We start from the raw sequence: 26,052 nt of genomic DNA, 5'->3' as shown, positions 1-26,052 counted from the left end.
GTTCAGGCCGTGTCCTCGTCGCGGCTCGCCTTGCCGCGCACCGGGGCCTCTTTGAACAGCTTCTCGAAGAGCACCAGAAGACGCTCGATCGACTCTGGGGGCGCCGATCCGTCCGGCGGTCCTTCCGGGAGCCGTTCGTACGGGATGTGTACGCCGACCCGGTCGACCCAGTCGCGGTAGGCACCCGTCTCGGATGGGGCGGTCTCGCCCAACGCCTCGAACAGCAACGTGGTGCCCGCCGAGTTGACAGCCTTTGCGAGGGCGTTCACCTCACGTCCGGTGTGCACGATCCCGCGCTCGAGCAGTCGGACCAGGGCCTGCGCGGTAGCCCGATGCAGCGCGATGTCCAAGCGCAGCGTCGTTCCCAGCATGTCCTGGTTGCCGCAAAAGATCTCGACGGGGCGGTAGTCCGGGCCGTCGCGGAAGAGCTCGGCCGCCCACCACAGCCGTGCGAACGCCTGCGTGTGGTATTTGCCGGCGAACCGGGCCGCGTTGACCTGGTCTTCGGAGGTCTCCTTCGCTTTTCGCGGTGGGAAACGCCAGAGCACGTAGTCCGGCGCGAGCCGCAGCGCGAGGTAGTTCCAGATCCCGGAGTCGGCCGCCTCGCGCTTGGTCAGCCGCAGCGCGGCGTGCAGTCGTGGCGCAAGCCACGCGTCGGACGCGGTCCGCGCGTCGGCGAACCGTTCCATCGCCTCCTCGATGAGCTCTCGCAGATCGTCCGCTTGGTGGCGCTCGTGATCGCCGAGCCATGTCACGACCGAATCGATCGCCTCGGCTGGCGGATAGGTGTGCCCCGCCAGCAGGTCCGCGGTCAGGTGCTTGCTCACCTCGGTGTCGGGCAGCGAACCGAGCGCCGGCGGTGGGGACGGCGGGAGACTCGGCTCACTCATGAGTTCTCCTTCTTCGCCAAGGTCCTGATGAGGCCGTTGAGCCGCTTCGGCAGCTGCGCCTGCCGTCCCGCGGCGTGGAGTAGTCGGGTCTGCAGGTCGGATTCCTCGCCCTGCTCGAGGCGCGAGCTGATCTCGATGAGGGCGTCGTCCGGTGAGTGCTCTGGGAAGATGCCCGGCAGCATTCGGCGCAGCACGTCGGCGCGCCACCCGGACGGCCACTCCGGCTGACGGTCCGAATCGGTCTCGACGGACGCGGCAGCGGCGTTGAAAAGCGCGACCCACATGTCGGAGGCGATTTGGGCGCCGATCATGTCGCGGGTCGTCCGATCATTCGTGTGCAGTAGTTGCCGCAGCCCCTCGAAAGCGGAATTGAGGTAGAGGGTCGGCTCATCGCCGGACGCCTCGATGGTCCAGGGATCGTCCCGATAAGGGTTAAGGAAGGGCCTATCCGCAGCGGTGAAGTTGGCCCAGACCGTCTTAACCGTGTTCTTGCGCGTGGGAGTCTTGGCCTCCAGGTCGATGGTCCAGTCGTCTTCCGCGCGACCGATGATCCGGCCGGGAACGCCCCGGACGGTTGCGGTGATCAGCGTATCTAGGTCGATCCGCCTTCGATGATCGTCGTGGTGCGCGTGGACGACACCGGACCAAAGGTCGTCGGACTCCTGCACCAGTCGTGTCAACGAGCGGGTGTTGGTGCGCCGTTCGGAGAGCGAGGAGTAGCAACCGACGTCCTTCCACCCGTCGGTGCGCAGCTCACGCGGTGTCCTGAGCCTGACTTCGATCTTCACTTCTTCCCAATCCGGGCGTTCGGCCTGGTTGAGCGCGATGACGCGGTTGTTCGCGGAGACCAGGGTCGAAGGCAGCGGCATGCCGTCGAGCCGCACACCGACGACCTCCAGCTCGCTCCTACCCACCAAGGTCGGGTACGGGAAAAGCCTGTTCACGGCGAAACCTCGCTCGTTCGGCGCAGTTCGACCTCCACGACCGCCATATCCGCGGTAACCGGGTGCGTGGACGGATCGCTGGTACCGACGAAGCCGGCGTGACGCACGCCCCTGCTGAAGACGAGTGAACCGGACTCCGCCAGATCGCAGTTGAGCGTCGGCTCCAGCGACCACTCCGCGACGGGTTTCGGCCCTGAGCGGGTGGCGAACCGCAGGATCGGGTCGAGAACCCATGGGTCCTCGCGCACGGGCAGCTGGACGTCCACCGCGATGCGCCACGAACCGTCTTCCTGCACGGCACCGCTAACGTCCTTGACGGTCGGGAACCCAGGACTCCGTCGCATTGGTGGGGCGTCCAGGTCGAGCAGGCCGGTCAGCGCCGGGGGCACGTCGTCCTTGGCGTCCTCCGCCAGCCGGATCAGCCGATGGACGGCCTCTTTCCAGGCCCTGCGGAAGTCGGCGATCCGGGTGGCGGCGCCGCGTGCGTAGGTCGAGGTCAGGTCGTCGGTGCGCTTCCAGTCGTTGTGTTCGGGAGGTTCGGCGGCGCGTAGAAAGCCTTCGGCGGCGTCAGCGCCCTCCCCGCCCGCGGCCCGGCCAGCCAGAAGCACCGCCTGCACCGGAGGTGCGCCGAGCGGCATCTCTGGAATCTTGCCGTCGACGACGACCATCCGATTGCCGCGCATGCCGACGAGGCGGTTCGGCGTCCCGCTGCCGTCTTCGGAGCGAGTGACCAGCAGAACGGCCTCGTGCGAGTGTGCGGGCCCGCTGTCCTCGTCTTTTCGCCGCGGCACGGCGAGCGGCACATCCGATCGAGCCACGTCGTGCTTCGCGGTGAGCTCAGACGTCGTCCGTCCGTCGAGGAACGCCTGCAATGCCCGAGTCATCGTGGGTTCGAACAAGTGCGGGTCGACGCGCTGTTCTGGGATCACCACCTCGCCGTCCCTTTCGGCCACGACGGATGCTTCAAGCATCGGGGCATGGCTGGTGCGCGCGACCATCGAGGCCCAGAAGTTGCTTGCCAGAGCTTTGACCAGTGCCTCGTGCATTTCCTCCAAGGCGTCCGCCTCGCCGCTCGGATCATGCGCGCCGACGATGAGAAAGGAGGTACCTGGAGACTCGTCGCTTCGCTCGAGATGGAGCCGCCGCGCCGTGGCGGAGTCGCCCCACCAGGAGCGCGTGGCTCCGCCCCGCTCCGGGTCGGGTTCGCCGAACCACGCGGGCCCGGCCCACTCCCCACCTTCGGTGGACCGCCATGGCAGTTCCAGGCGGCCGATCATGCGGTTGGCGAACTGCCCCTCGTGTGTCTCGGAGAGGCGGCTGTTGACCAGCACGAGTCCAAGCTTGCTCGTGGCCCACAGCACTGCTTTGCCGAGGCCGTAGGACCCGCCTGCGTTCGGAGATTCCTTCCGGCTGTCCAGCTGGCGCCGGATTACCGCGGAGAACCGCCCATCGTCGTAGTCCGGCCCGGTCAACCCGGACGCGTTGTAGTCGTCGATGCGCAGCAACACCAGGCGGTCGTTCTCCCGCAGGTCTGCCAGACCTCGTTGGAGGATGCGGCCGACCTTGTTGGAAGGCGACGCGGCGGCTCTGACATGCGGCTCGATCTCGTCCCACCGCAACGCATCCAGGAAGCTCCGCAGCCGCTCGCCGGAGAGCTCGTACAGCGCGTAACGGACCCGCACCGGCTCGGACTCGTCGAACCGCTCGTCGAGGCTGTTCTGTGTCGCCTCCCGGGCAAGCACGGCGAGATCCGTGTCAAAAGCGAACGCGGCGGCGTTCCCGAGTTCCCGACCACCATCCCGGTGCGCCGGGCGGTGGTACCACGTCAGGGTTTCAGAGCCGTCGGCGGCGAGCGTTCCGCCGTCGACGTCGTCTGATTCGTTCGGGCCGCCCAGGACTTCCTCAATCCTGTGCATTGTCGCGGGCCGTGGTGTCACCCGGCCCGTCGTCCACGACGAGACGGCGGCTGGGGTGACCCCGACGAGATCGGCGAAATCCTTCCGACTCAACCCGCGGGCCTGTATGCGGGCCTCCAGCGTCGAGCCGAAGTCCTCGGTGGAACTCATCGGCGAAACCTGTCCGTTCGTTGTCGGCGGTCGGTTGGGTGATCAGCGCCCGCGGATCACGCAGGCAGCATCGACGGCGTCGGTCAGTCGACTTCCGCCTGCGCCCTCTCGATGATCGCCTTCTTCTGCTGCTGTCGATTGATCGTGGTGAAGGTGATGAGACGTCCGTCGGCGGGGGCCGCCGTCACCGGCAGTTCCAGCCGGAAAGCGAGCACCACCTGCCCTGGATCGATCGCCGCCCCCGCCGGCACGGCATTGATATCACACTGGGGAACCGGGTAGATGAGCATCCGGGCAGCCGAGCTGTCGGCCCCGTCGGTGCTCTCCGCCGGCGTGCATTCGCGGTGCTTCGGGTCACTGATGAAGCCGTAATGATCGTCGCGGTCTGGGCGGCGCTGGCGATCGAAAAGACTGAACGGTCCACGTCCCTGGATCTTCGCCGCGGGTTCCCCTTTACGGGCTCGTTGTGGCAGAACGATGTGCCAGTGAGAGATCTGGCTCTCTCCCAGGCTTTCGAGCCAGCGAAGATCTGGCAGGAAGCTGTCGGGCACCTTCCACTTGAGCTGCGCCAGCGAGCTGATGACGAGCGAATGGGGGGCGGTCCCGAAGTAGGCACTGAACCTCTGTTTCTCGGTCCGCATGGTGGTCACTTCTTCCGCGAGGCTGTCCAGGATCGGCAGCATGGCCTCGGTATTGCTGCGGAGGTGCTTCTCCTCCGTCGGATAAGCACCGGGCTCGACAGCCCCGCCCGGAGACCTGCGCTCGACCAGCCGGACGTTGTACATCTTGCTCGCCGAGGTCGGCTTCAACCAGGGGAGGCGCTGCGCCACCAGCGGCGGGACCTGCTTCGGGGTCACCTGTTTCTGCCCGTGCACCGGCTTCGCATAGCGCTTGAGCTCGTTACGGAAGTACTGCTCGTCCAGCGCGATCGCCTCGAACCCCTCGTACAACTCCTCGTTGAGGAACAGGCGCATCAGGTCCGTGTAAGAGCGCCGGAATCCGAACCAGCGTCCCATCTGCATCATGGCATCGGCCATTTTGGTCTTGCGGAGGAAGTAAGCCACGGTGAGACCTTCGACGGTGAACCCACGCGCCAACTTGTTGCCGCCGACCAGGATTCGCCACACGTCGTCGCGGTCGAAATCCAGGTGCTCGGTTGCGGCGTCCTTGTCGCTGTTCACGACCAGGACGGGGTCGAACTGTCCCACGCGAGACACGGCCTCCGTGATGTACGGCCGTAGTTCGTCGAACTCGGGAACCGCCGCGGAGCTTTCCGAGCGGGCCAGCGAGACCGGCCTGATGTCCGCATCGAGCAGCCGGCGAAGTCGCTGCTCTGCGCCCGTCGAGTAATAGCCAGCGCTCTTCCACATCGTGCGGATTCGTCCGGCCTGCATGCTGTGATCCGCCGTGCGCATGGTCTCGTGCACCAACATGGTGTGGTGCCGGAACGTGCCCGCGCCGTGCTCCTGCCGATACAGCTTCACCGCACCGGTCAGTACGAACGTGTCAATTGCTTTCCGCAGCGTCTCGTCGTCCTCACCGCTCGGTTCGTGCACGAACCTGATGAACGCCTCGCGCTTCGAGTTCGCGTATGTTCGGTCGGCCTTGTCGAGGTCGCTGTCGAGATCGTGGAAGGCTGCGGCTCCGGTGTAACCGGGCGGTGGGTCCAGAGAGAGGATGAAGTCCTTCGGGAAGATGTCCTCGGTGTCGCTCGGGTCGATGAACACGTTGGCGAACGGGGTTGCGCTGTAGCCGACGTACTGGGCGCGCGGAAGCGCGTCGAGCAGGTGCGAGATGAGGCCGTTGATCGTCGTGCGCTCGACTTCGCCGTTCGTCCAGTTCTTCGGATTGCTGGTGTTCACCGAGGCTTGGTCAGACTCGTCGTCGATGATGAGCGCGGGGATCTCACCGAGATTGGTCTTCTTCTTGATCCGGTGCAGGTCTGACGCCAGTTTTTTCAGTACTGTGGCGTTCTTCTTCACGATCGCCACCTTGGCGTCGGCGGGGAGTAGATTCTCCAGCTCGAAGAAGCGCTTGCGCCGGTCCGCCTTCGGGAAGTTGAGTGCCTCGATGCCCTGCTTGAGGCTCTTGTAATCGCCAGCATAGGTAGTGAGTCGGTGGATCGCGGGGCGGTCCACGTCGTTCGGCTGAAACCCGTGGCTGAGGAACTTCCCCTTGATCCAGTCCGGGTCGTCCTGGTAGTCGACTCCGTCGAGCGAGTCCGCGTCGTCCGGATCGATGCCGCCGAGGATGTTCTCGACACCGATCAACTCCATGTCCAGCCTTCGTTGCGTTTGGCTGCGCAGCATGTCGGTCGTGCCGGTCAGAACGATGATCAGCCTGTATCCAGCGTCGATCGCCTTGGCTACCACGCCGGTGAAGTTTGCGGTCTTGCCGCTCTGCACGTGCCCGACGACGAGTCCCTTCGACTGGAACGCCTCCGGACGCGAGGGGTCTGACAACCGCTCGATCACCTGGTCGGTCGCCCCATCCAACGCGGTGACGGCATCGGCGTCCCAGCCCTTGCCGGTGAGCAGTTTTTTGTAGCTGCTCCAGTAGAAGTCCCGGGAGGATCGGATCTCAGGGGTGTACCAAGGCTGCCAATCGTCGTCATCCGCGATCAGGACTTCGTCTCTCACGACCACGCGGAACTTGTCCGAGAGGAACGCGCCCATCTCGTCCTCGACCTGCAACAGCCGCAGCACGAGTGCACGTCGCTCCTCGGTCTGCCGCTCCGTGTCCTCCGTCCACGCCGCCTTCTCGACCGCGTCCCAGGTGAGCAGCGACTGGTGCAGGCGTTTGCGCAGCGGATCTTCCCGGTCCGCGGCCACAAGGTGTGCATGCAGCGTGTCGTCGGTCGCCATCACACCCTCGGCTGCACCCATGAAGCGTGCCGTCTCGTGCAGCGGCATCGGACGCTGCTTGCCCTCCATTGCCGAGAGCGCTGCGAGATAGGCGTCAGTGAAGGCGGAACTGCTCATGCGAAATCCTTCGTGCTGAGTGCGGCGGTGAGGAAGTCGGGAATCGCGCCCGACGAGGACAGGCCGGTCAGGTCGATCTCGTAGTGGACGTTCGGAATCCGGCTGAGGTCGACCTCGGCTCGGGTCAGAGCATCGGTGGTGATGGCCGGGAAACCGGCGCCGACCTCGAAGGCGAGTCCGGCCGTGCGCTTTCGCCACTGGGTCGGGTACGCGCCGGATCCCGGACCCGACAAACCGGCCTGCTCCAGTAGCGAGTCGAACCGCCCGCGCTCGGAGGGCTCGACCTTCTCCCGGACGTACCGCACTTGGTCAGGCAACGTGCGGCCGCCGTGTGCGGTCCTGGTCAACTGGTAGGACACGAGCAGCAGCGGGCGTTCTGGGGAGGGCTGGAGTTGCTCGGTCGAACCGATATCGTGCCGCCGCCGTTCCGCGGCGGTTGTCTTCACCTCGAGGTCGAAGGTCGGGAGGGCGAAGTCGTGTTCCTCGCCGGTCGGTCCCAGCCAGGACTTCAGTGCGGCCGTTGGTCCGAGCGTGTCGCAGAGCCCTTCGAGCAGCAGTAGTTCCCCGAATAGCCCGATCTCGCGCTCGACGGGGAGCGTCTCCTGTCGCTGCAGCAACTGCCCGAGCACCCGCATGGTGATCGCCAGCGCCTCCTCGAGGGGCCGACCATCGAGCTGCATGCGGTCCGTGATCGACAGCAGCACTGGATAGCCGTCGAGGAAGAGACGGTCATCATCGACGTAGATCTCCGCCTCCCGACGGCCGCCCCGGTAGATCCGCCGCAGCGAGATGTTCCGCCAGCCGCTATCGGTGAGCCCAGACGCCTCCGTGACCGGCATGCGGATGCCGATCGCCGGTCGTTCCGGGTCGATGAACACCGACATGGGCGGTTTCCCGTCGATCGAGTACTCGACCGGGACGCCCTGTCGCAGGTATTCATCGAAACCGACCGTGCTCAGGTGTCTTTCCGTCATTCCTTCTCACTCTTGGCGGCGGTGGTCAGGACCTCTTGCCAGAGGCGGATGTTGTCCTTGTCGCGCGGGCCGAGGTACTCGCCTTGGAAGACCTCTTCGACGAGCAGGTACAAAGTCGCCTTCAGGAGAGGGGCGTCGTTAAGCCCGCTGCGCCTGCCTCCGAGTACCCGGGGCCGGTAGAGGTCGTTCAGCCACAGCGTGCGGTTGTCACGGTCGACCTCGAAGAAGTCGTCGTCTTCGAACCTCCGCCACCGGATCTCGATGGGCCGGTCCTGGTCGTCGGTGAACGGAACCTCCGCGCCGAGAGTCCGGCGCAAGGCAGGTGTGAACCCCCTGCCCGGCGGGATCATTGGGCGTCGGGTCCGCGTGCGCTTGCGGGATTCACGGAAAGCCTGTTCCGCGGTCTCGAGGTAGCCACCGAAGGTGGTGCCATCCGCGGCCTCCGCAGTCTCAGCCAGCCGGACGAATTCGGGCCCCGCTTGCACCAGCGACTTCTCCGGGTTCATACGGAAGAGCCCAGACATGTCGTCGTCGATGTCGACCGCGACCCGCGCCAGTTGCAGCCGCCTTCCACGGATCGCGAGTCCGCCCCAGTCACCGCCCGCCTGGATCAGCCGATCCCGCCGGTAGATGTAGAGGCCCTGGTGACGTGCGGGATCGGAGGAAAGTCGGAATTCCTGCATCCCGGATCGGCCCGGCCAGATGTGGCAGCGGAAGTTGAGCCGCGCGTCGGAATCTATCGTGGTGAATTCCTTGGGGTACCCGGAACGACCCGATCTGCGGTAGCCGAACGGGTCCAGCGGACTCACCTCGAAATGACCGCCGACCTGGTGCGAGTCCACGTCTTCGACGTCCAGGTGAATCGCGACCCGGTTCGCCGCGAGGATGCGGTGGTAGACGAGTCCGAGGTGGCCGGTTACGGAGCGCACCGCCTCCGAGATGAATTCCTCGACGCGGGAATCGTCGGTTGCCGCAGGGAATCCGGTGACGTCGTCCCACCTAACGACGGTGCCGTGTGCTCCGATTTTTATCGACCAGTCTCGGCCGAGTTCTCGTTCCGCGAAGGAGCTCGGCACGACGTCGGCGTGGAAATCCGAACGTTGGTGCAATGCGAGCCGTCTGCCGACTGCGTCGCACCCGGCCGCCCGAGATAACACCGTGAGTGTCCTTGCCTGGCTGAACGACGCGCTCTGCAGCCCCATCCCGAAATGACCGAGATCCTGGTCGTGGTACGTGCGACGCCCGCCGATGGTCATGGCATGGTCGATGGCGGCCGAAGACATTCCGCGGCCGTCGTCGACGACGTACAGCGAACAGATCCGCTCGCTGTGCCGGATGAATCGGATCAGCACGTTCTCGGCGCCCGCGTCCACTGAGTTGTCGACTAGATCGGCGAGCGCGGTCGCGAGCGAGTGGTTCCGGCCGAGGCTTTCCAACGCTCGTGGATCGGGGGTCAGCGGCACTGTGCCGTCGGTCGGGACGTCCGCGGCCCACCCCGACATCGCATGGTCTTCCCACGCATGGAGGTGCGGTCCCGGCCGTTCCGCGCCTGTATAAGTGCGGTGAGGCGCAGCTGCTTGTGCCATCGGGTCGAAGGAGTGGGAAGGACGAGGCGACATTGTTTTCGAGTATAGGCCTCACGTCGATCTCGGCGTTCGGCTTTGATGCAGGCAGCCGACAGGTAACTCCGAATGGCCGATCGGCTCTGATGTGATCGCGTTACAGATGAACCATCAGGGATACATTCTGTGATCAGCTGGCGCTTGGTTCACGCCGATGGACGCTTTGGTTGATCACGGTGCGTGCGCGTTCGAGCGCACCTTCGAACAGCGCGCACATTTGATGCGGCCGGTTCTTGCTACTGGGGATGTGGGAAGGCGGCTAGGAGTGTGGATAGCGGCGGTGCAAGCTCGATGTGGAGCCTCGGGTGACCGCGCCGGACACGCCACGGGAGCGGCGGAGAGAAATATCGTCGGGCACCGCCGCCACGCCCTTGGCTGCGCTGACGCCGCTCGCCTCGCCGGCTACACCGAAGACCTGCTCGGCCAGCTGGTCCGCTGAGGCCTAGTTGGGAGCCGCCGTGTTGTTCGGGAGCTGGCGAAGCTGTGTGTCGTCACAAGGCGCTCATTTCGGTCAAGCGAGACACCCGGAATATGACTCACACGATTTGGTGATTCATTTCATGATCACGGGGTGTCGCGCCGTATTTGGGAGTGCTTGGTTTCCCCGACAAAGGAGAACACGCATGCGTGACTACCTGCGACCCACGGCTCTGGAAGCGGTGGAGCGCCGGTTCAACGAGTTGACCGCAGCGCCGGCGCCGTTGGCCTTGGATGGCTGCACCATCGGTCATGGGTTGCCGCCGCGATCGATTCCGCTCGACGAGCTGAGGATCATCCTGCTGAAGAGGCAAACGAGCTGGCATGCCAAGGATGCCGCCTGGACCGAGCTGGTGCGGCGGGCACAAGAACAAGGCGAGCCGTGGATCACTGCTGCTATGGGGATGATGATGCCAGCACTGAAGAAGATTGCCGGCAACGCGGCGCGTGGCTTTCGTGGCGAGATCGCAGACTTCGACTCTGAGATCGTCGAAGGGTTCCTCTGCGCGCTGAACACGGTGGACGCAGCTGCACCGAAGGTCTACTCGTCGCTGTACTTCATGGCCAGGCGATATGGACAAGAGGCTCGCATCGGCGCGGATCGGCTCAATGGAAGGTCCGCTGAATACGACGAAATCGGTTCGGCAGGTTATCGGCCGGTCGTTGCAGGGCACCCCGATCTCGTGTTGGCACGCGCTGTGCGCGACCGCGGGATCAGCAGCGAAGAGGCTGATCTGATCGCAATGGCGCATCTTGATGGCGAAGGTATGTCGAAACTGGCTGAGGCGCAGGGGACTTCGCCCTACTTGGTGCGCCGTCGGCTGGCTGGCGCGGAGGAACGTTTGGCGAGGTTCCTCTCAGACTCGTTTCCGCGGGAGGCTGCCTAGCTAGCCGGCTACTCGTTGCGACGAGGCATGGAGCTGACTGCGTGCCTCGTCGCCTTCGGCTTTCCTCCTGTCGCTCTGCCCACCTGCCGTGCGGCGTCGGTTGCTTGCGGTGTCAGGCGAGGCCGGCGTCGTGGGCTAGGAGGGCTATTTGGGTTCTGTTGGAGCACGATGCCGGCGAGCACGATGCGCTTCTGCACGCGGCAAGGGTAGGTCGTGCCCCGGGGACGGGACATCAGACCAAAGTCGATGTCCGCCTAGACCGCGGTCGATCCGGCGATGGCCGTCGGCCCGACGCGGGAATCGAGCTTTCGCGGCGGGCATCTCCCGCCATGACGAGGACTGATCCGGTGGTATCGCGGGGAAAGCCGCCGACCAACCGCAAACGCGCTTTTCATCGGCACGGCGTGCGCTGCCGCCGTGCTCGCCACATCTCTCGCATCGTGCGCGGAGGAACCCAGCAGCGCGGGATCGGCCATGGCCGCATTCACCGGCAACGGCGGTCAACCCGGCGAGCTGGTGGCGACCGAGCCGCTGGTTTCGCTGGATGCGGGCGCGCTCGCCGATTACCTCGCGCAGCAGGGTTTTGCGCCCCCCGCATCCGCTAAGGCGTCGACGCGTACCGGTACCTCTACCGCACGACCAACTTCGCGGGTGAGCCGACGGTCGCCGGCGGCGTGGCCGCGTTCCCGCGAACCGAGCGGGAGGTGGAACTGCTGCTCACCGTCTACCTGCACGGCACCAATCCCGTTCGCGGGATGGCTGCGTCCGTCGCGGACACCCCGGACCGCGCCGGTGTCCTGCTGTTCGCCGGCACCGTCCAGGCCGCCACCGCCCCGGACTACTCGGGGCTCGGCATCGGGTTCGGCCACCCCGAGTACATGCTCGCCGAGCCGACTGTACGGAACTCGCTGGACAGCCTGAGTGCCACCCGCTCGATCGCCGAACGGGAGGGCAGGGAGCTGAGCAAGGCCGTCAACGTCGCCGGGTTCTCCCAGGGCGGGCAGGTTTCGATGCCGCTCGGCAAGGCGTTGCAGGACGGGACCGATCCGCGTTCGACGCTCCACGCGATCGGCGCCGTGGCGGGGCCGCACGACATCTTCGCCACCGAGCTGCCGGCCGCCTTCGATGGCCGGGTGGATCCGCGCGAGGGCGTGTTCTACCTCGGATACTTCGTCACCGCCTGGAATCGCGCGTACCACCTGTACGACTAGCCCCAAGGCCGTGTAGTTAGGGGGTTGTAGTGATCGTCAAGGGTCTGTGGGTGTGAGGATGTTGATGTTCAGGGTGGCTTTGTAGCTGGTCCGGTCGATTGCGGGGCCTCGTGCCTGGTATTTGGAGATAGCGCGTTTGACGACGCGGGGGCAGACCCGCAGTCGTCGAGCGAGCAGGAGGTTTGCCAGGACATGCCGTCCGATCGTGCCCACCAGATCGATGGTGGTGTCGGCGATGACGTTCGCGGCGTGGATGAGCTGGTCGCGGGCTGTGTGCCAGGCGATGCTGAAACTGGCCCGGTCCGGATCAACATCGGCTCGGGTGCTGGTGGCGTCGGCCATGGCGGTGCGCAGCAGTTGGTAGACCACCAGCAGGGCGTAGATCTCCTGCTCGACCCCGGTGGGGGTGCGGGCGCGCAGGACACGACCGCCGAGGATGCTGGATTTCAGTTCCAGATAGGCGGTTTCGATCTCCCAGCGTTCGTGGTAGAGCCGGAACAACTCGGCGGCCGGGTAGTGATGGTGGTCGAGCAGGGTGGTGACCAGCCGGTAGACCCCGGTGTGCTGGCCCGTGGTGGTGGAGATGCTGATCTCGCAGTCGACAACACGCACGCGAAGCCCTGCCAGCATCGACAGGTAGGAGCCATCGGCATAGCGGGCCAGCACCGGCATGATGCGGTTGTTTTTCAGGCGTAGCAAGAAATCCGCTCCACCCGCCGCGATCTCGGCCGCCAGCGCCTGGGTGCCGAAGTTACGGTCGCCCAGCAGGATCATGCCTGGCCGCAGGCTACGCAGCAGGTGCGGTGCGTAGTTGGTCTCACCGGTGGTGGTGGGGCCGAAGACAGCGTCGATGACGGTGCGGGTACCGCAGGCCACCAGTGCCAGCAGGCGAATCTGCGGGTAGCCGGCGCCGCCGTGATTGCCGGCCTGTTTGGTGAAACGGCTGAGCATGTCCGGGTTGTCGAGCACGGTCAGGGTGGTGCCGTCGATCGCGCATACCAATAGCCCGCGCCACCTCGTTCCCGGTACGCGTACCGTGGCTGCTGGGCCGCGCAGCAGGTCGAACAACCATTGCAGCGGTGCTGTCCCGATACGGCGACGGGCCTGAGCCAACGCGGCACCGGTCGGCGTCGCCGTGGGTATACCCCGCAGTCCTGCGGGGAACAGACCCGCTGCCAACAGCAGATAGACCACCACCCGGGACGGCAGATCCCTGACCCGCTGCTGCACCGTCCGGGTCTGGGTCAACGCCTCATCGATCATCTCGAACGGCACAAGTTGGGTCAGCTCGCCCAGATGACCGGGCGCGAACCGGCCCCCGGCCACGGTGACCGTGCGAGTAATGACAGACTGGGTATCCAACGGAGTTCCTGCACTTCAGCGATCTTGGTCGACGCTGTTCTAGCAGGACCTCCGTTGCTCGTTTCAGGCGGCTTGACAACTACGCCCAAACCCAAACTTCACGGCCTTGCGACTACCCCGCCGAGGCGTTCAAGGCGCCGTACGACCAGACGATGGACGCGTTGTTCGACGGAACGCATTCCTTCGCGGAAGTCCAGCAGGGCGTGCCCGCGTCGCCGCAGGAGCTACTGCAGCCCGAGATGGTCCGGCTGCTGTCGCAGCCCACCGGGAAGTTGGCCGAGGCCGCCAAAGCCAACGACGGGCTGTGCGCGGGCTGGGAGCCTGAGATTCCGGTGCGGCTTTACCACGGCACCGCCGACAAGGACGTGCCGTTCGCCAACTCCGAGCGCTGCCAACAGCTGTTGGCGGCCTCCGGCGGCGAAGCCGAGCTCGTGAACGTGGGCCCGCTGGACCACAACGGCTCCGCGTTCGGGGCCATCCCGCAGATCGCCGACTGGTTCGCCGAGCGCGGGTGAACCGAGCCGTGCGCGTTTTGAGTCGCTGTAGCAGCACAAAACGTGCACGGGCACCTGGGGAAACGGAACTCGCTGACTGGAAGGGAAGATCTGATGCCCGAGCTGTCCCTGGCCGCCAAGGCGTTCCTGCTGGCCTACGACGCGGACAAGCAGGACCTGACCCGCAAGCGGCACCTCGGGATCGTGCTGCGCGGCGCGGTGCTGGCCGAGCTCGCGATCGCCGGACTGCTGGTCGACTCCGGCGGGAAGGCCGAGGTGTCGGCAGCCTTCCGGCCCGCGGACCCGTTCCTCGCCGACGCCTTGGCCGAGATCGGCGACTCCCGGCTGGCCGGCTGGAAGAGCTTGGTGCGGCGCAACGGCGGCGCGACGTATGCGCGGGTGCGCGACTCGCTGGTCGAAAGGGGCGTCATCCGGATCGGCAGCCGACGAGCGCTCGGCGTCGCGCCGGTCGAGCAGATCATCGCGACCGATCCCGCCGGAGTGCGTGAGCTGCAGAGTCACGTCGTCGGCGTCCTGCGCGGAGCCGTTCCGGTGCATGAGGTCGCTCGCGAGGATGCTGCGTTGGTCGGTCTCGCTTCGGCAGGCAGGCTGCTGCGCAAGCGTTCCGTCCGAGGAACTGTGGAGGCACCGGGCGCGCATCAAGGCGCTCGCCGCGCTCGGCGGTGAAGCGGTATCGGCCGTAGGCGCGATGATCGCCGGAATGCTGGCCGGGCTGGCGGCCAGTGCCGCCGGCAATCACGGCGGCTGAGCGACGAGCACGTTGATGTCGTTTTTCCGCTAGCACTGGCTCGGCGCTGCGGTGATGCTGGGTGGCATGCACGAGGATGTGGCGCGGTGCGTTCGGGCCGTTCAGTCGAAGGACGCTCGGTTCGACGGGTGGTTCTTCACCGCCGTGATCAGCACCGGGATCTACTGCCGGCCCAGCTGTCCGGTGGTGCCTCCCAAGGTGGAGAACATGCGGTTCTACCCGAGCGCCGCCGCAGCTCAGCAGGCCGGGTTCCGGGCCTGCAAGCGGTGCCGGCCGGACGCCAGTCCCGGGTCGCCGCAGTGGAACGAGCGGGCCGACCTGGTCGGGCGGGCGATGCGGCTGATCGCTGATGGCGTCGTCGATCGGGAGGGCGTTCCCGGGCTCGCCGCGCGGCTGGGCTACAGCGTGCGGCAGATTCAGCGGCAGCTGTTGGCCGAGTTGGGCGCCGGGCCGCTCGCGCTGGCCAGGGCGCAACGCGCGCAGACCGCGCGGCTGCTGATCGAGACCACTTCCGTGCCGATGAGCGATGTCGCTTTCGCCGCCGGTTTCGCCAGCGTGCGGACGTTCAACGACACCGTGCGCGAAATCTTCGGCCTCGTCCCGACCGAGCTGCGGGCGCGCGCTTCGAAGCGGCAGCCCGCCGCCGCCGGATCGTTGGCGCTGCGGCTGCCGTTCCGGGCACCGCTTTGCCCGGACAACCTCTTCGGGCACCTCGCCGCCACCGCCGTGCCCGGCGTCGAGGAATGGCGCGACGGGGCTTATCGCCGCACCTTGCGCCTGCCGCACGGGCACGGCGTCGTCGCGCTTCGGCCGCAGCCCGAGTACATCGACTGCCGGTTGACCCTGACCGATCTGCGGGATCTGTCGGCCGCCATCACCCGCTGCCGCTGGCTGCTCGACCTCGACGCCGATCCGGTCGCCGTCGACGATCTCCTGCGCGCGGATCCGGTGCTCGCGCCGCTGGTCGACAAGGAGCCGGGGCGACGGGTGCCGCGGACCGTCGACGCCGCCGAGTTCGCGGTGCGGGCCGTTCTCGGGCAACAGGTTTCCACCGCGGCGGCCCGGACGCATGCCGCTCGGCTGGTCACTGCCCACGGCGAGCCCGTCGACGATCCCGCTGGCGGGCTGACCCACCTGTTCCCGGACGCGGCGGCGCTGGCCGAGCTCGACCCGGAGACGCTCGCCTTCCCGCAGTCGCGGCGGAAGACGATCACCACGCTGATCGGTGCCCTTGCCGCCGGCGGCATCGACCTCAGCGTCGGCAGCGACTGGCGCCTGACCCGCGCCCGGCTCGCCGTGCTCCCCGGTTTCGGCCCGTGGACCGTCGAGACGATCGCCATGCGCGCCCTCGGCGATCCGGATGCCTTCGTGCCCACCGATCTCGGCATCCGGTACGCCGCCCGTAACCTGGGGCTGCCCTCTACACCTGCGGCGCTGACCCGGCATGCGGCCGCTTGGCGCCCCTGGCGCGCGTATGCCGTGCAATACCTGTGGGCGACCGGAGACCACGCGATCAACCGGCTTCCCGCCTGAGGAGAGGATTCCCGTGCATTCGGTGAAGACCGTCATCGACAGCCCCGTCGGGCCGCTCACCCTCGTCGCCGTCGACGGGGCCCTGACCGGGCTCTACATGGAGAGCCAGCGCCACCGCCCGCCCGAGGAGGCCTTCGGCGAGCCGGACGCCACGCCGTTCGGGCCGGTGATCGAGCAGCTGGGCGAGTACTTCTCGGGGCAGCGCAGCGAGTTTGACCTGCAGATGGCGCCGGCGGGCACCCCGTTCCAGCGCACCGTTTGGTCTGCGCTGTGCGAAATCCCTTACGGCGAAACGATTACCTACGGAGAGCTGGCCGGGCGGATCGGGAACCCCAGCGCCTCGCGGGCCGTCGGCCTGGCCAACGGCAAGAACCCGATCGGCATCATCGTGCCCTGCCACCGCGTCGTCGGATCCACCGGCAACCTCACCGGTTACGGCGGTGGGCTGGACCGGAAGCAGCACCTGCTCGACTTCGAGCGGCGCAACACCGCTGGCGCTCAGGCCGAGCTTTTCGCTGGCTACCCCACGAGCTGATCGGACCGGAGCGGTGGTTGGGCGGTGGTCACCTAGCCTGAGCTCATGGAATCGGCGTGGGCGTCCACCTGGCGGTTCATCCGCCGCCACCACAAGATCATCATGGCTGCGCTGTGGTTGGTGCTCCCGCCGTTGACCTGGCGGGCGCTGCACTCGTTCGCGCATTACGTCGACACGCTGGACTGGGACTGCGGTGGCGGTTCCTGCGCGACCAACGACGGCCTGGGCGGCGCGATGCCCTTCGCGATCGTGGGCGGCATCGCCGCGTCCATCGTGGGCGGTTTCGCGTTCGGCGCCATCGCGCCGGCCATCACGCTGGGCGGCCTCGGCGTCTCGTTCCTGCTCGGGCTGCGGGCCGCCGTCGCCGATGGCTACACGCCGGAGCACACCATCGGCGTTCCGAAGGGCTTCTCGATCGCCCTGGTGGTGATCGGCGGCCTGTTCCTGCTCGGCGCCATCGCGGGCTGGAAGGGAAAGCTCGACCGGCGCCGCGCCCGCGCCGCCGGCTGAGTCGTGAGTGTTTTGGAGCGCTATAGAGCCTGTTTCCAAACTCGTCCTGATATAGCGGTGCGGGTGGCGGAACCTCAGAGGTCTTCTCGCTGTGGGATCCCCGACATCATGAATGACCAATTCACTACGTCGGGGCTGTCCTCGCGAGAAGGCCTCTGAGAACCCGCGGCGGTGCGGGTTGCGTGGGTGGGCTAAGCGGCTGCGCCGCTTCAAAGACAAAACGCCCGCGTTACCGCATCCGCACGTCGCCACATCCAAAACAGCCTCTACAGCACTCCAAAACACTCACGAGCGGAGTGACCAGCGGAAACAAGCTCTCGGTCAGGGCGCCCAGGTGGGGTTCCGCCCGGTCAGCCCGAGGATCTGGTCCAATGTGGACGCCGAGGTCGGGACGGTGACCTCGGTGCCGTAGACGCCCATCTCCCGGCCCTGGTCGGCGGTTTTCGCGACTTCGCCGCGCACGTAGTCGAGGAGGTCGTCATCCTTCGCCACGTGTTGGCCGGTCGCCCGCGCCAGATCCCAGCCGTGCACCACGAGCTCCACCACGACCATGCCGCCGACCAGCGATGCGGGCAGTTCCGTCGGGCCGCCCATGTGCGTGGTGCCCTCCCATGCGCCCGGCTCGCTCCAGGCGTCGGCGGTGCGGTCCAGGAGCGCCACCAGGTCCGCCGCCCAGTCGCCGCCGGTCAGGTCCAGGTCCTGCTCGGCTTCGGCCGGCGGTGGCACCGTCTCCTTGCGCGCGGCGGCCCCCAGCGACGGCCCCCAGAACAGCAGGTGCTTCACCAGCTTGCGCACGTCGTATTCGGCGCACGGCGTCGGGGCGCCGAGCTGGTCGGGCTTGATGTTGCGAACGACTTCCCGCAGCGACGCGGCCGCGCGGGTCAGGCACTGTGCTTCGGACATGGCCCCAGGTAAGCACGGTGGGCGACCGTCGTCTTGAACGAACGCGACATAGGATCCACCCGTGACCAGGGACGCCCGCGGACTCGGTGGTGCGTGGACGAAGTACCAGCGCCACGCCTTCCACGCCCCGTCACCGGACCTCGCTCGTTACGTCGAGCGCTACTGGGTCGTTTCCTGGGATTACCGCGAGCCCTACCGGCAGCTGGTCGTGCCCTACCCGAACGTGCATCTCACGTTCCAGAACGGCAGCGCGACGGTGAACGGCGTCTCCAGCGGGCACCGGATCAAGGTGCTGGAAGGCCGCAGCGGGGTGTTCGGAGTGGCGTTCCGGCCCGGCTGCTTCCGGCCGTTCCTCGGCGCATCCGTCTCGACGATCACGGACCGGTCGATCGACGCGCGCGAGATTTTCGGCCCGGAGGTGCCGGACGCACCGGATGTGGCTGCGGTCGAGCGGTTCCTCCGGGCTCGCTTGCCGCAGCCCGACCCGAAGGCGGATGAGGCTGCGGAAATCGTCGCGAAGATCGTCGCGGAACCGGAGATCAGCAGGGTCGACGTGCTCGCCGGAGAGCTCGGCACCAGCGTCCGGCAGTTGCAGCGGCTGTTCGCGGAGTACGTCGGCATCGGGCCGAAGTGGGTGATCCGCCGCTACCGGTTGCGCGAGGCGACCGAGCGGATGGCGAAGGGCGCGGAGCTGAACTGGGCGTCGCTCGCGGTCGAACTCGGCTACGCCGACCAGGCGCACTTCGCCCGGGACTTCAAGGACATGTTCGGCGAGCCCCCGACCTGGTACGCCGAGCGGTGCTAGCGCGAAATCGCCGCCCCGGGATGTGGAGCGGCGATTCCGCGTGAAGTCGGCGGTGTCAGCGACCGGCCCAGAAGTCGCAGTGGTGCTCGGCCGCCAGGTCGACCGGCCCGATCCCGCCGGGAGCGAGCGCCTGGGTGTGCGGCGGATTCCCGTCCGCGCGGAACCTCGGCCAGTCGGTGCCGCCGGCCTCCGCCGGGTCACCGAACCCGGCGAAGCTCGTCCAGTAGTCGATAATCTGGTCAGCGAGGCGCTGCTGCTCCGGGGTGAACGGCGAAGGCATGCCGCCGAGGTCGAACAGCGACCAGACGTCGGAGGTGTGGTACGCGCCCATGAGCATCGGCGGCGGCCCGGCCCACATCGGCGGTGGCGCCGGATCGGCGAATTCGTACTGGTAGAACGGTGTGTAGCGGGCGAGTTTCCGGGGCGTGCCGTACTGCGTGCAGGTCCACTTGCGGTCGGTCATGATCGCGGCCCACGCCTCGGCGGCCGAGCCGTACGACGCCCGCGGGTACTCGGCCTCGACCGCCGGCCGGTCCGTGCTGAAGGTTTCAGTGAGGACCTCGTCGCAGATCCGCTCGGTGATGGGGACCTGGCCGTCGTACCTGGCGGCGGACTGGGTTCTCTCGTCGCGGGTGGTGCCGTTCGCCATCCGCTGCGCACCGCTGGTGCGGGCGATGTCGAAACTCTCGGCGCGCGACCGGGAAGGCTTCCTCGCTGGGCTCTCGGCCTGGGCGGACGAAGAGCGGGCGATGGGCGTGCCCGGGCGCGGTTGACCACATTGGACAGTTCGAGGGCGTCGTGACACCGGGGCTGGAACTCGACGACCGCTACCCGAGTTCCAGCCGCACGCTTGGTCAGCGGGGTAGGTGCCGGGCGAAGAACGTGCGCACGTGGTCGCGGATCGCGGGCACGGATTCGGCCGGGTCGATCGCGCCGACCAGCTTCGCCCGGTCCTCGGCGCTCATCAGCCCGGCGTCCTGGAGCTGCGGTGCCATGCTGCCGTAGTCGGTGAGCACCCAGTGCGTGGCGTTGTCGAGCTGCCGCCAGTGGGTGCATCCCTGCTGGTGGGCGAGCATGGCCGACCAGGAGCGCTCGATCCGCTCGTCGCGGAAGCCGTCGGTGCCGAGCAGCAGCAGCGGCCGGTCCGTGCCCTCCCGGGCGATCGAGAGCAGCTCGCCGTCCTGGCCGGGCTCCTCCGGCATGTAGTCCAGGTAGCCCTCCATGTTGGCCGCGGCATCGATGCGCCGGTCCTCGTGCATCGCCTCGGCCGCGGTCGCCCCGCCGGCGGAGTGGCCGTAGCTGCCGATCCTTCGCAGATCCAGCGCCCGGTCGAGGTTCTCGGGCAGCTCGCGTGCTTCCGCGTCCGGGTTCCGCCCGGCGGCCAGTTCGCCCAGCTGGTCCAGGACGAACCGGGTGTCGGCGACCCGGGTGTCGAGCATGGTGCGGAACAGCTTCGGATCGGTCCGGGGATCGCCGGGGATGTCGATCGTGCGCACCCGGCCGCCGGGGAACTCGACCTCGCTGGTTTCGCCGGGATGGTCGATGGTCACCACGACGTTGCCGTGGCTGGCGAGTTCTTCGGCGAGCCCGGTGCCTATCGTGCGCGGGTCGGCGCCGCCCGGGCTGTAGAGCAGCACCGGGCGCCGGACGGGTTGCGCGGGCGCGCCGGTGTGCGAGTGGGTCGCGGTGGCCGCCCAGTCCACGCCCTCGTCCGGCAGCTCCGGATGCAGGTAGACCGGGTCGAGGCCCTTGAACACCTCCGCCGCCGCGGGCGTCAGCTGCGGTGCGACCGGGTATCCGCGGACGGTGCTCGCGGGGTAGAACACCGTGACCATCAGTTCCCTGGCGGTGCCGTTCCACGGGTCGGTCCGGTCGTGGTCGACCAGGTGCAGCATCGTGGTGCCGAGCCGGTGCGGGCCGGTCGGCGCCGGCAGCCGCAAGGTCGTCGGCTCCGCGTGCGCGATGCCGCCGGTGGCGAGTAGCAGCGCGGTGGCCAGGATTGTCGTTCTGCGCAACATGTTTTCCTTTCCGTCCCCAGGGCATGACAGGTCGAGCCCGCAACTTCCGTTCGGGCTCTTCGTCTAACCGGCTGGGTTTTGGGTCAGTTCTCCCGCAGGGCCGCGTAGGCGCGGTCCAGGTAGTCCAAGAAGTCCTCGCCGAACACGAAGCCCCGGTCGTCGGGGGCGGCGCGTTCCCGCAGGAAGCGGAGCATCGATTGCAGGATCGCGGGCTCGCCGCCGGTGAACATGTCGCCCAGCTCGAACAGGCGCCGCGTGGTGCGCTGCACCTCGGGATCGTCCACCGGGTCGTCGGCCAGGCAGTGCCGCACCAGCTTCGCCGCCGCCAGCGGCCATTCCGCGTCCAGCAGCTTCCTGCCCTCCGCGCCGAGCGCGTCGGCGCGTTCGTCCAGGACGGCCTGCTGCTCGTCGGTGATGTACTGGTCGATCGTGGTCATCCGCCCCAGCGCGGTGAGGAATTCGCCGCCCTCCGGGCGCCACGAGTCGTCCAGCTGCTCCAGCAGGTTCCTGGTCCGGTTCCGCAGCGCGTCCAGCCGGATCGCCTGCTCGTCGAGCTGGTCGAGGTGGCCGACGAGCACCTCGCGCAGCGCGGCGGGATCGGCCAGCACGTCGCCGATCTCCTCCAGCGACATTCCCAGCTGCCGCAGCAACCGGATCTGGTAGAGCCGCTGCAGGTCGTGCTCGGTGTACCGGCGGTGCCCGGACCGGGTTCGGGCACCGGCCCGCAGCAGCCCGAGCTCGTCGTAGTGGTGCAGCGTGCGCACGGTCAGGCCGGTCGCCCTGGCCAGCGCCCCAACGCTCCAAAGCGGCTGCTTCTCGCCCCCGGTTCCGGTCACGGAAACGACACTAGAACCTCCCGCTACGTCAGGTTCAACACCGGCGCCGGAAGAATCCACTTCGGACGTGTGGCGGAGGGCCTTGCGGCCCTCGATCGGCCGCCTTACGATCCCTGCTACTCGATCGATCGATCGACGGACAGATCCGATCGAATCGGCTCGCGGCGGGAGTGATGGGATGCAAAGCACCAGGGAACTGCGGCGAGTGGCTTCCGCGGCGTTCATCGGCACGGCGCTGGAGTGGTACGACTACTTCCTCTTCGGCGCGGCCGCCGCGCTGGTCTTCGACCGCGTGTTCTTCCCGGACCTGGATCCGGGCGTCGGCCTGATCGCCTCCTTCCTCACGTTCGCGGTCGGCTTCGTCGTCCGGCCGCTGGGCGGAATCCTGTTCGGGCACATCGGCGACCGCCTCGGCCGCCGCCAAGCGCTGACCATCACCCTGCTCATCATGGGCCTGTCCACGGGCGCGATCGGCCTGCTGCCCGGGCATGAGCAGATCGGGTTCGCGGCCCCGCTCCTGCTCGCCGTTCTGCGCTGCCTGCAAGGGCTTTCCGCAGCTGGCGAATGGTCCGGCGCGACGCTCATGGCGGTCGAGCACGCGCCCGAGGGGCGGCGCGGCTGGTACGGCGCGATGCCGCAGTACGGGGCGCCCGCAGGCACGCTGCTGTCCAGCGGCGCGATGGCGTTGGCGACGCTGCTTCCCGAGGAGCAATTCGTGGCGTGGGGCTGGCGGATTCCGTTCCTGGCTTCGTTCGCGCTGCTGCTGGTCGGCTTCCAGGTTCGGCGCCGGATCGAGGAATCGCCGCTGTTCGAACGGGAATCCCGGGAGAAGGTGCCTGCCCTGGCGGTGCTGCGGGGCCACTGGCGGGAGGTCCTGATCGCGTTGTCGGCGACCATCGCCAACACCGGCGGCCTGTACCTGCTGACGACGTTCCTGGTCGGCTACGGCACGACCGCGCTGGGACTGCCCAGGCACGTGATGCTCGCGGCGACGCTGATCCCGGCGGCGCTGGAGTTCCTGGTGATGGCGCTGAGCGCCAAGCTGGCCGACCGGTTCGGCCCGGGTCGGATGTGCGTCGTCGGCTCGCTGCTCTCGGCGATCACGGCCTTCCCGGTGTTCCTGCTGGTCGACACGCGATCCCCGGTGCTGGTGGTGCTGGGCGCGGTCGTCGGGATCAGCATGCTCACCATCACCTACGCGGCGCTGGGCACCCTGATCGCGTCGATCTTCCCGCCGCCGCTGCGGTACACGGGCGTCGCGATGGGCGTCAACCTCGCCGGGGTCGTCGGCGGGCTGCTGCCGTACTTCGCCACGCAGCTGCTCGTGTTGTCCGGCAACGCTTCCTGGCCCGCGGCGACGCTGCTGCTCGTGATCGCGGTGTGGAGCCTGCTCGGCAGCCTGGCCGCGCAGCGCCGACTGGGGGCGAAAACCGAAGCGCGCCAACCCGAATCGGTGTCCTGACCGCGACGAGAGGAAACAACATGCCCAGCGTGATGACCGCATCCGGTTCGGTCGACCGCGACCGGCTCGGCCCGACCCTGCCGCACGAGCACCTGTTCATCAACCTGCTCCGAGAACGCCGCGGCGACGGCCTGATCACCGACGAACAACTTGTCACCGCGGAAATCGGCGCGTTCGCCGAGCTCGGCGGCGGCACGATCGTGGACCTCACCTCCGCCGAACTGACCGTCGGAGCCGCGCCGGATCCTCGCCGCGACGCCGCCGGAGACACCCGCGATCCGGAGAACGTCCTGGCCATCGCGCGCGTCGCGAAGGCCGCCGGGCTCAACGTGGTGCTGGGCACCGGGCACTACCGGGACCCGTTCCTGGACCGGGACTGGTTCGACCGGCACGACCCGGACCAGATCGCCGAGCAGCTGGTCCGGGACCTGACCGAAGGCTTCCCGGGGACCGGCACCCGGGCCGGCATCATCGGCGAGATCGGCGCCGACAAGTGGTACATCTCGGCGGCCGAGGAGCGCTCCTTCCGCGCCGCCGCCCGCGCCCACCGCGCCACCGGGGCGGCGATCTACACCCACGCGGCGCGCTGGCCGGTCGGGCTGCCGCAGCTCGACCTGCTCGCCGAGGAGGACGTCGCGCCGGAGCGGATCGCGATCGGCCACTGCGACCTGGTCGAAAAGCCCGGCTACGCACTGGAAATCGCGCGGCGCGGGGCCTACGTCGGGATCGACACCATCTTCACGGCGAACCAGCACGAGGTGCGGCGGCGGGTGGCGCTGGTGGTCGAGCTCGCGCGGGCCGGTCATCTCGACCAGATCCTGCTGTCCCACGACGTGTGCGTGAAATCGCAGCTCAGCGCGTATGGCGGCACCGGCTACACCTTCGTGCGGACGGTTTTCCGGGATGCCTTGCGCGAGGCCGGGATCGACGACGGCGAGTTCGAGCACATCACCGTCGCCAACCCGGCCCGGCTGCTCTGCGGCTGACCCTGCCGACGGTGCGCGCGAACCCGTCCGGGGGCGAGAACGCCGCTTCCAACGCCAGACGACATGAGCGCGGTCAGCACGGTCACCCTGATCGTGGGTTCACCCGGCAGTTGGTGTGGAGGTATCGGGCAGCGCCGTCCGCGAAGTCGTAGATCGCGACCGTCTGGGTGTCCTCCAAGGAATCCGCCGGCGGCATCAGGAAATTCGTCTCGCTCAACGGGAGCAGCTCATACCTGATGCGGTCCGGTTTCTGGAGGAACTCCGCCTGCATCGGGTCGAAGACCAGGGTCAGGTGCAGCTTTCCGTCTTCGCGCGAAACCTCGTACCGTGCGCCGGGGCGCTCGTAGACGCCAACGTAGCGGGACAGGTCGAGGTTCGGCCTCGCGTCCGGTGCGGGCAGGTCCGGGATGGTGACCGTGCCGAGGTCGGTCAGGATCTCGTTGAACACCTTGCGGTAGAAGCTTTCCCGCGGTCCGCCGTTCGTCAGCATCGTGATGGCGGTGCCCGAGTCCGGCAGGATCCGTAGCCGGGCGTTCTGGCCGATCGTGCTGCCGTCGGCCGCGTAGACGGTTTCGCCGTGCCAGTCGCACACGATGAGACCGAGCGCCCATTCCGGCCCGAACATGTACGGATCCGGTACGGGCACCCGCGAACGCATCATCTGCCGGATGCCCTCGGCCGAGACGATCCGCTTTCCGTTCGCCGCCGTGCCTTCGTCGAGCAGGACTTGCGCCATCGCGAGCACTTCCCGGGGCGTCGAGGTGATGCCCCCGCCGGGATCGAAGGCGCGTGGCAGGTAGTCCACCGGCGTGACGATGGGGCCTTCTTCCGGGGAACGGATCAGGTGGCCGGTCGCTGCGCGGGTTTCGTCCACCTCCTCGCGCCGGCTGCTCGTGCTGGTCAGGCCAATGGGATCGAAGAGGCGATCCCGCATGACGTCGTCCCAGCGCTTGCCGTCGTGCACCTCCAGGATCCGCGCGAGGATCGCGTAACCGAGCGCCGCGCTGTAACCGTGGGTGTGGCCGACCGGGAAGACCTGGGGCGCGTCGGCGATGTTCTCGACCATGCGCTCGTAGACGTCGTCTTGTTCGCCGGGATCGCCGTAGGTTTCCTCGATACCGTTGGTGTGGCACAGCAGGTGCCGTGGGGTGACCGTGGCGCTCGCCTCCGGATCGGCAACCGTGAAACCGGGCAGGTAGGTCCGCACCGGCTCGTCCAGATCGACCTTCCCCTCGTCGACGAGCTGCATGAAGGCCAGCGCGGTCCACGTCTTGGTCATGGAGCCGCACTGGTAAACGGTGTCCGCCATAACAGGTTCCCGCGTTTCCACGTTCTTGACGCCGACCGCGAGCTCGGTGAGTTCTCCGCCGTGGAGCACACCGATCGCGGCGCTCGGGATTCCGTACTCCGCCAGGAGTTCCGCGACCCGGGCTCGAATCCGCGGCACGTCGATCGTCATCGCGGGAAACCGACCGCGTTCGCGGCGTCCGCTTCGAAGTACTCCGTCGTGGCGTAGGCGCCGGTGTGGGCCTCGAAGAAGTCCCGAACGGCATCGATGGAGTCGTGGTTGATGACGTTGACCGCCTTGGCCCCGTCCTTGCTCGCGACCGCCAGCTTCCACTTGGCGCCCTTGGGGAGCTTGGCGTGCGCCTTCTTCAGGCCACTCCAGAACTTGCCGTCGTCCGAGACGGTCGACACGGCCATTACGTGCATCGTTGTGCCCCTCTCTTTCCAGATGAGAAAAAGCTACGTTGCGTTTCAAATTTCGTCAACGAACTGAACGCCCA

At 67.5% G+C, this 26,052-nt stretch carries 23 protein-coding genes; 10 read left to right on the top strand and 13 right to left on the bottom strand.

The genetic code is table 11. The annotated features are described in order from the left end of the window. Positions 1-2 precede the first annotated feature (2 nt). The 6 genes from AB0I53_RS14385 to AB0I53_RS14360 all read right to left on the bottom strand — a co-directional run bounded on the left by AB0I53_RS14385 (position 3) and on the right by AB0I53_RS14360 (position 9,357). On the bottom strand, positions 3-890 hold the full coding sequence (locus tag AB0I53_RS14385) for a DUF6339 family protein (protein WP_358601728.1): 888 nt from the start codon (positions 888-890) through the stop codon (positions 3-5). Next, entirely contained in the window at positions 887-1,774 is an 888-nt protein-coding gene (locus AB0I53_RS14380; RefSeq protein ID WP_358601725.1) for a hypothetical protein, read from the bottom strand. The genes AB0I53_RS14385 and AB0I53_RS14380 overlap by 4 nt, the downstream gene beginning before the upstream one ends. A gap of 56 nt (positions 1,775-1,830) precedes the next feature. Next, positions 1,831-3,900, bottom strand: coding sequence for a helix-turn-helix transcriptional regulator (locus AB0I53_RS14375; protein WP_358601722.1), 2,070 nt, complete (start codon positions 3,898-3,900; stop codon positions 1,831-1,833). An 83-nt stretch (positions 3,901-3,983) separates the two neighbouring features. Further along, positions 3,984-6,881 carry a Z1 domain-containing protein gene (locus AB0I53_RS14370; protein ID WP_358601719.1) on the bottom strand — a complete coding sequence of 966 codons (2,898 nt, stop codon included), beginning with the start codon at positions 6,879-6,881 and terminating at the stop codon, positions 3,984-3,986. Beyond that, positions 6,878-7,855 carry a PD-(D/E)XK motif protein gene (locus AB0I53_RS14365; protein ID WP_358601716.1) on the bottom strand — a complete coding sequence of 326 codons (978 nt, stop codon included), beginning with the start codon at positions 7,853-7,855 and terminating at the stop codon, positions 6,878-6,880. Before AB0I53_RS14365 ends, AB0I53_RS14370 begins: the two co-directional genes overlap by 4 nt. Beyond that, positions 7,852-9,357 (bottom strand): ATP-binding protein, encoded by a 1,506-nt coding sequence (locus tag AB0I53_RS14360; RefSeq protein WP_358601713.1) that lies wholly within the window; start codon positions 9,355-9,357, stop codon positions 7,852-7,854. The genes AB0I53_RS14365 and AB0I53_RS14360 overlap by 4 nt, the downstream gene beginning before the upstream one ends. A 743-nt stretch (positions 9,358-10,100) precedes the next feature. Here AB0I53_RS14360 and AB0I53_RS14355 point away from each other — a divergent pair. Further along, positions 10,101-10,841 carry a hypothetical protein gene (locus tag AB0I53_RS14355; RefSeq protein ID WP_358601710.1) on the top strand — a complete coding sequence of 247 codons (741 nt, stop codon included), beginning with the start codon at positions 10,101-10,103 and terminating at the stop codon, positions 10,839-10,841. A gap of 674 nt (positions 10,842-11,515) precedes the next feature. Further along, positions 11,516-12,052: a hypothetical protein gene (locus AB0I53_RS14350; protein WP_358601707.1), complete on the top strand. Its 537-nt coding sequence runs from the start codon at positions 11,516-11,518 to the stop codon at positions 12,050-12,052. A gap of 36 nt (positions 12,053-12,088) precedes the next feature. On the opposite strand, the gene AB0I53_RS14345 is transcribed toward AB0I53_RS14350, so the two are convergent. Then, positions 12,089-13,414 carry an IS4 family transposase gene (locus AB0I53_RS14345; protein ID WP_358601704.1) on the bottom strand — a complete coding sequence of 442 codons (1,326 nt, stop codon included), beginning with the start codon at positions 13,412-13,414 and terminating at the stop codon, positions 12,089-12,091. A 152-nt stretch (positions 13,415-13,566) separates the two neighbouring features. Here AB0I53_RS14345 and AB0I53_RS14340 point away from each other — a divergent pair, with 152 nt between their 5' ends. The 5 genes from AB0I53_RS14340 (at position 13,567) to AB0I53_RS14320 (ending at position 17,255) form a co-directional block, all read left to right on the top strand. Further along, positions 13,567-13,929 carry a lipase family protein gene (locus AB0I53_RS14340; RefSeq protein WP_358601701.1) on the top strand — a complete coding sequence of 121 codons (363 nt, stop codon included), beginning with the start codon at positions 13,567-13,569 and terminating at the stop codon, positions 13,927-13,929. Positions 13,930-14,022: 93 nt separating this feature from the next. Beyond that, complete coding sequence (locus AB0I53_RS14335) at positions 14,023-14,595, top strand: GPP34 family phosphoprotein (RefSeq protein WP_358601698.1); 573 nt, start codon at positions 14,023-14,025, stop codon at positions 14,593-14,595. A gap of 148 nt (positions 14,596-14,743) precedes the next feature. After that, on the top strand, positions 14,744-16,210 hold the full coding sequence (locus AB0I53_RS14330) for an AlkA N-terminal domain-containing protein (RefSeq protein WP_358601695.1): 1,467 nt from the start codon (positions 14,744-14,746) through the stop codon (positions 16,208-16,210). A 13-nt stretch (positions 16,211-16,223) separates the two neighbouring features. Continuing rightward, positions 16,224-16,745 carry a methylated-DNA--[protein]-cysteine S-methyltransferase gene (locus AB0I53_RS14325; RefSeq protein ID WP_358601692.1) on the top strand — a complete coding sequence of 174 codons (522 nt, stop codon included), beginning with the start codon at positions 16,224-16,226 and terminating at the stop codon, positions 16,743-16,745. A 45-nt stretch (positions 16,746-16,790) separates the two neighbouring features. Continuing rightward, positions 16,791-17,255 carry a hypothetical protein gene (locus AB0I53_RS14320; protein ID WP_358601689.1) on the top strand — a complete coding sequence of 155 codons (465 nt, stop codon included), beginning with the start codon at positions 16,791-16,793 and terminating at the stop codon, positions 17,253-17,255. 321 nt (positions 17,256-17,576) lie between these two features. Here the strand turns inward: AB0I53_RS14320 and AB0I53_RS14315 are convergent, their stop codons facing one another. Beyond that, positions 17,577-18,158: a TIGR03086 family metal-binding protein gene (locus AB0I53_RS14315; RefSeq protein WP_358601687.1), complete on the bottom strand. Its 582-nt coding sequence runs from the start codon at positions 18,156-18,158 to the stop codon at positions 17,577-17,579. Between the two features lie 61 nt (positions 18,159-18,219). On the opposite strand from AB0I53_RS14315, the gene AB0I53_RS14310 reads away from it, so the two are divergent. Beyond that, complete coding sequence (locus AB0I53_RS14310; protein WP_358601684.1) at positions 18,220-18,963, top strand: helix-turn-helix domain-containing protein; 744 nt, start codon at positions 18,220-18,222, stop codon at positions 18,961-18,963. A 55-nt stretch (positions 18,964-19,018) separates the two neighbouring features. Here the strand turns inward: AB0I53_RS14310 and AB0I53_RS14305 are convergent, their stop codons facing one another. The 3 genes from AB0I53_RS14305 to AB0I53_RS14295 all read right to left on the bottom strand — a co-directional run bounded on the left by AB0I53_RS14305 (position 19,019) and on the right by AB0I53_RS14295 (position 21,817). Next, positions 19,019-19,612: a carboxylesterase family protein gene (locus AB0I53_RS14305; RefSeq protein WP_358601681.1), complete on the bottom strand. Its 594-nt coding sequence runs from the start codon at positions 19,610-19,612 to the stop codon at positions 19,019-19,021. A 205-nt stretch (positions 19,613-19,817) separates the two neighbouring features. Next, a complete protein-coding gene (locus AB0I53_RS14300; protein ID WP_358601679.1) occupies positions 19,818-20,981 on the bottom strand; it encodes an alpha/beta hydrolase in 1,164 nt (387 codons plus the stop codon). A gap of 83 nt (positions 20,982-21,064) precedes the next feature. Next, positions 21,065-21,817 carry a MerR family transcriptional regulator gene (locus tag AB0I53_RS14295; RefSeq protein ID WP_358601676.1) on the bottom strand — a complete coding sequence of 251 codons (753 nt, stop codon included), beginning with the start codon at positions 21,815-21,817 and terminating at the stop codon, positions 21,065-21,067. A 178-nt stretch (positions 21,818-21,995) separates the two neighbouring features. Here AB0I53_RS14295 and AB0I53_RS14290 point away from each other — a divergent pair, with 178 nt between their 5' ends. Then, positions 21,996-23,279, top strand: coding sequence for an MFS transporter (locus tag AB0I53_RS14290; protein WP_358601673.1), 1,284 nt, complete (start codon positions 21,996-21,998; stop codon positions 23,277-23,279). Positions 23,280-23,299: 20 nt separating this feature from the next. Next, on the top strand, positions 23,300-24,265 hold the full coding sequence (locus AB0I53_RS14285; RefSeq protein WP_358601670.1) for a hypothetical protein: 966 nt from the start codon (positions 23,300-23,302) through the stop codon (positions 24,263-24,265). An 82-nt stretch (positions 24,266-24,347) separates the two neighbouring features. On the opposite strand, the gene AB0I53_RS14280 is transcribed toward AB0I53_RS14285, so the two are convergent. Then, positions 24,348-25,724, bottom strand: coding sequence for a serine hydrolase (locus AB0I53_RS14280; protein ID WP_358601667.1), 1,377 nt, complete (start codon positions 25,722-25,724; stop codon positions 24,348-24,350). Beyond that, the gene (locus AB0I53_RS14275; RefSeq protein WP_358601664.1) at positions 25,721-25,969 is read right to left on the bottom strand and encodes a hypothetical protein; all 249 of its coding nucleotides are present in this window, start codon (positions 25,967-25,969) and stop codon (positions 25,721-25,723) included. The genes AB0I53_RS14280 and AB0I53_RS14275 overlap by 4 nt, the downstream gene beginning before the upstream one ends. Positions 25,970-26,052 lie beyond the last annotated feature (83 nt).

This window comes from Saccharopolyspora sp. NPDC050389, from assembly GCF_040655595.1.
Lineage (GTDB): Bacteria > Actinomycetota > Actinomycetes > Mycobacteriales > Pseudonocardiaceae > Saccharopolyspora.
The sequence above is the reverse complement of the archived record's forward strand: the minus strand, read 5'-3'. Positions and strand labels throughout refer to the sequence as shown.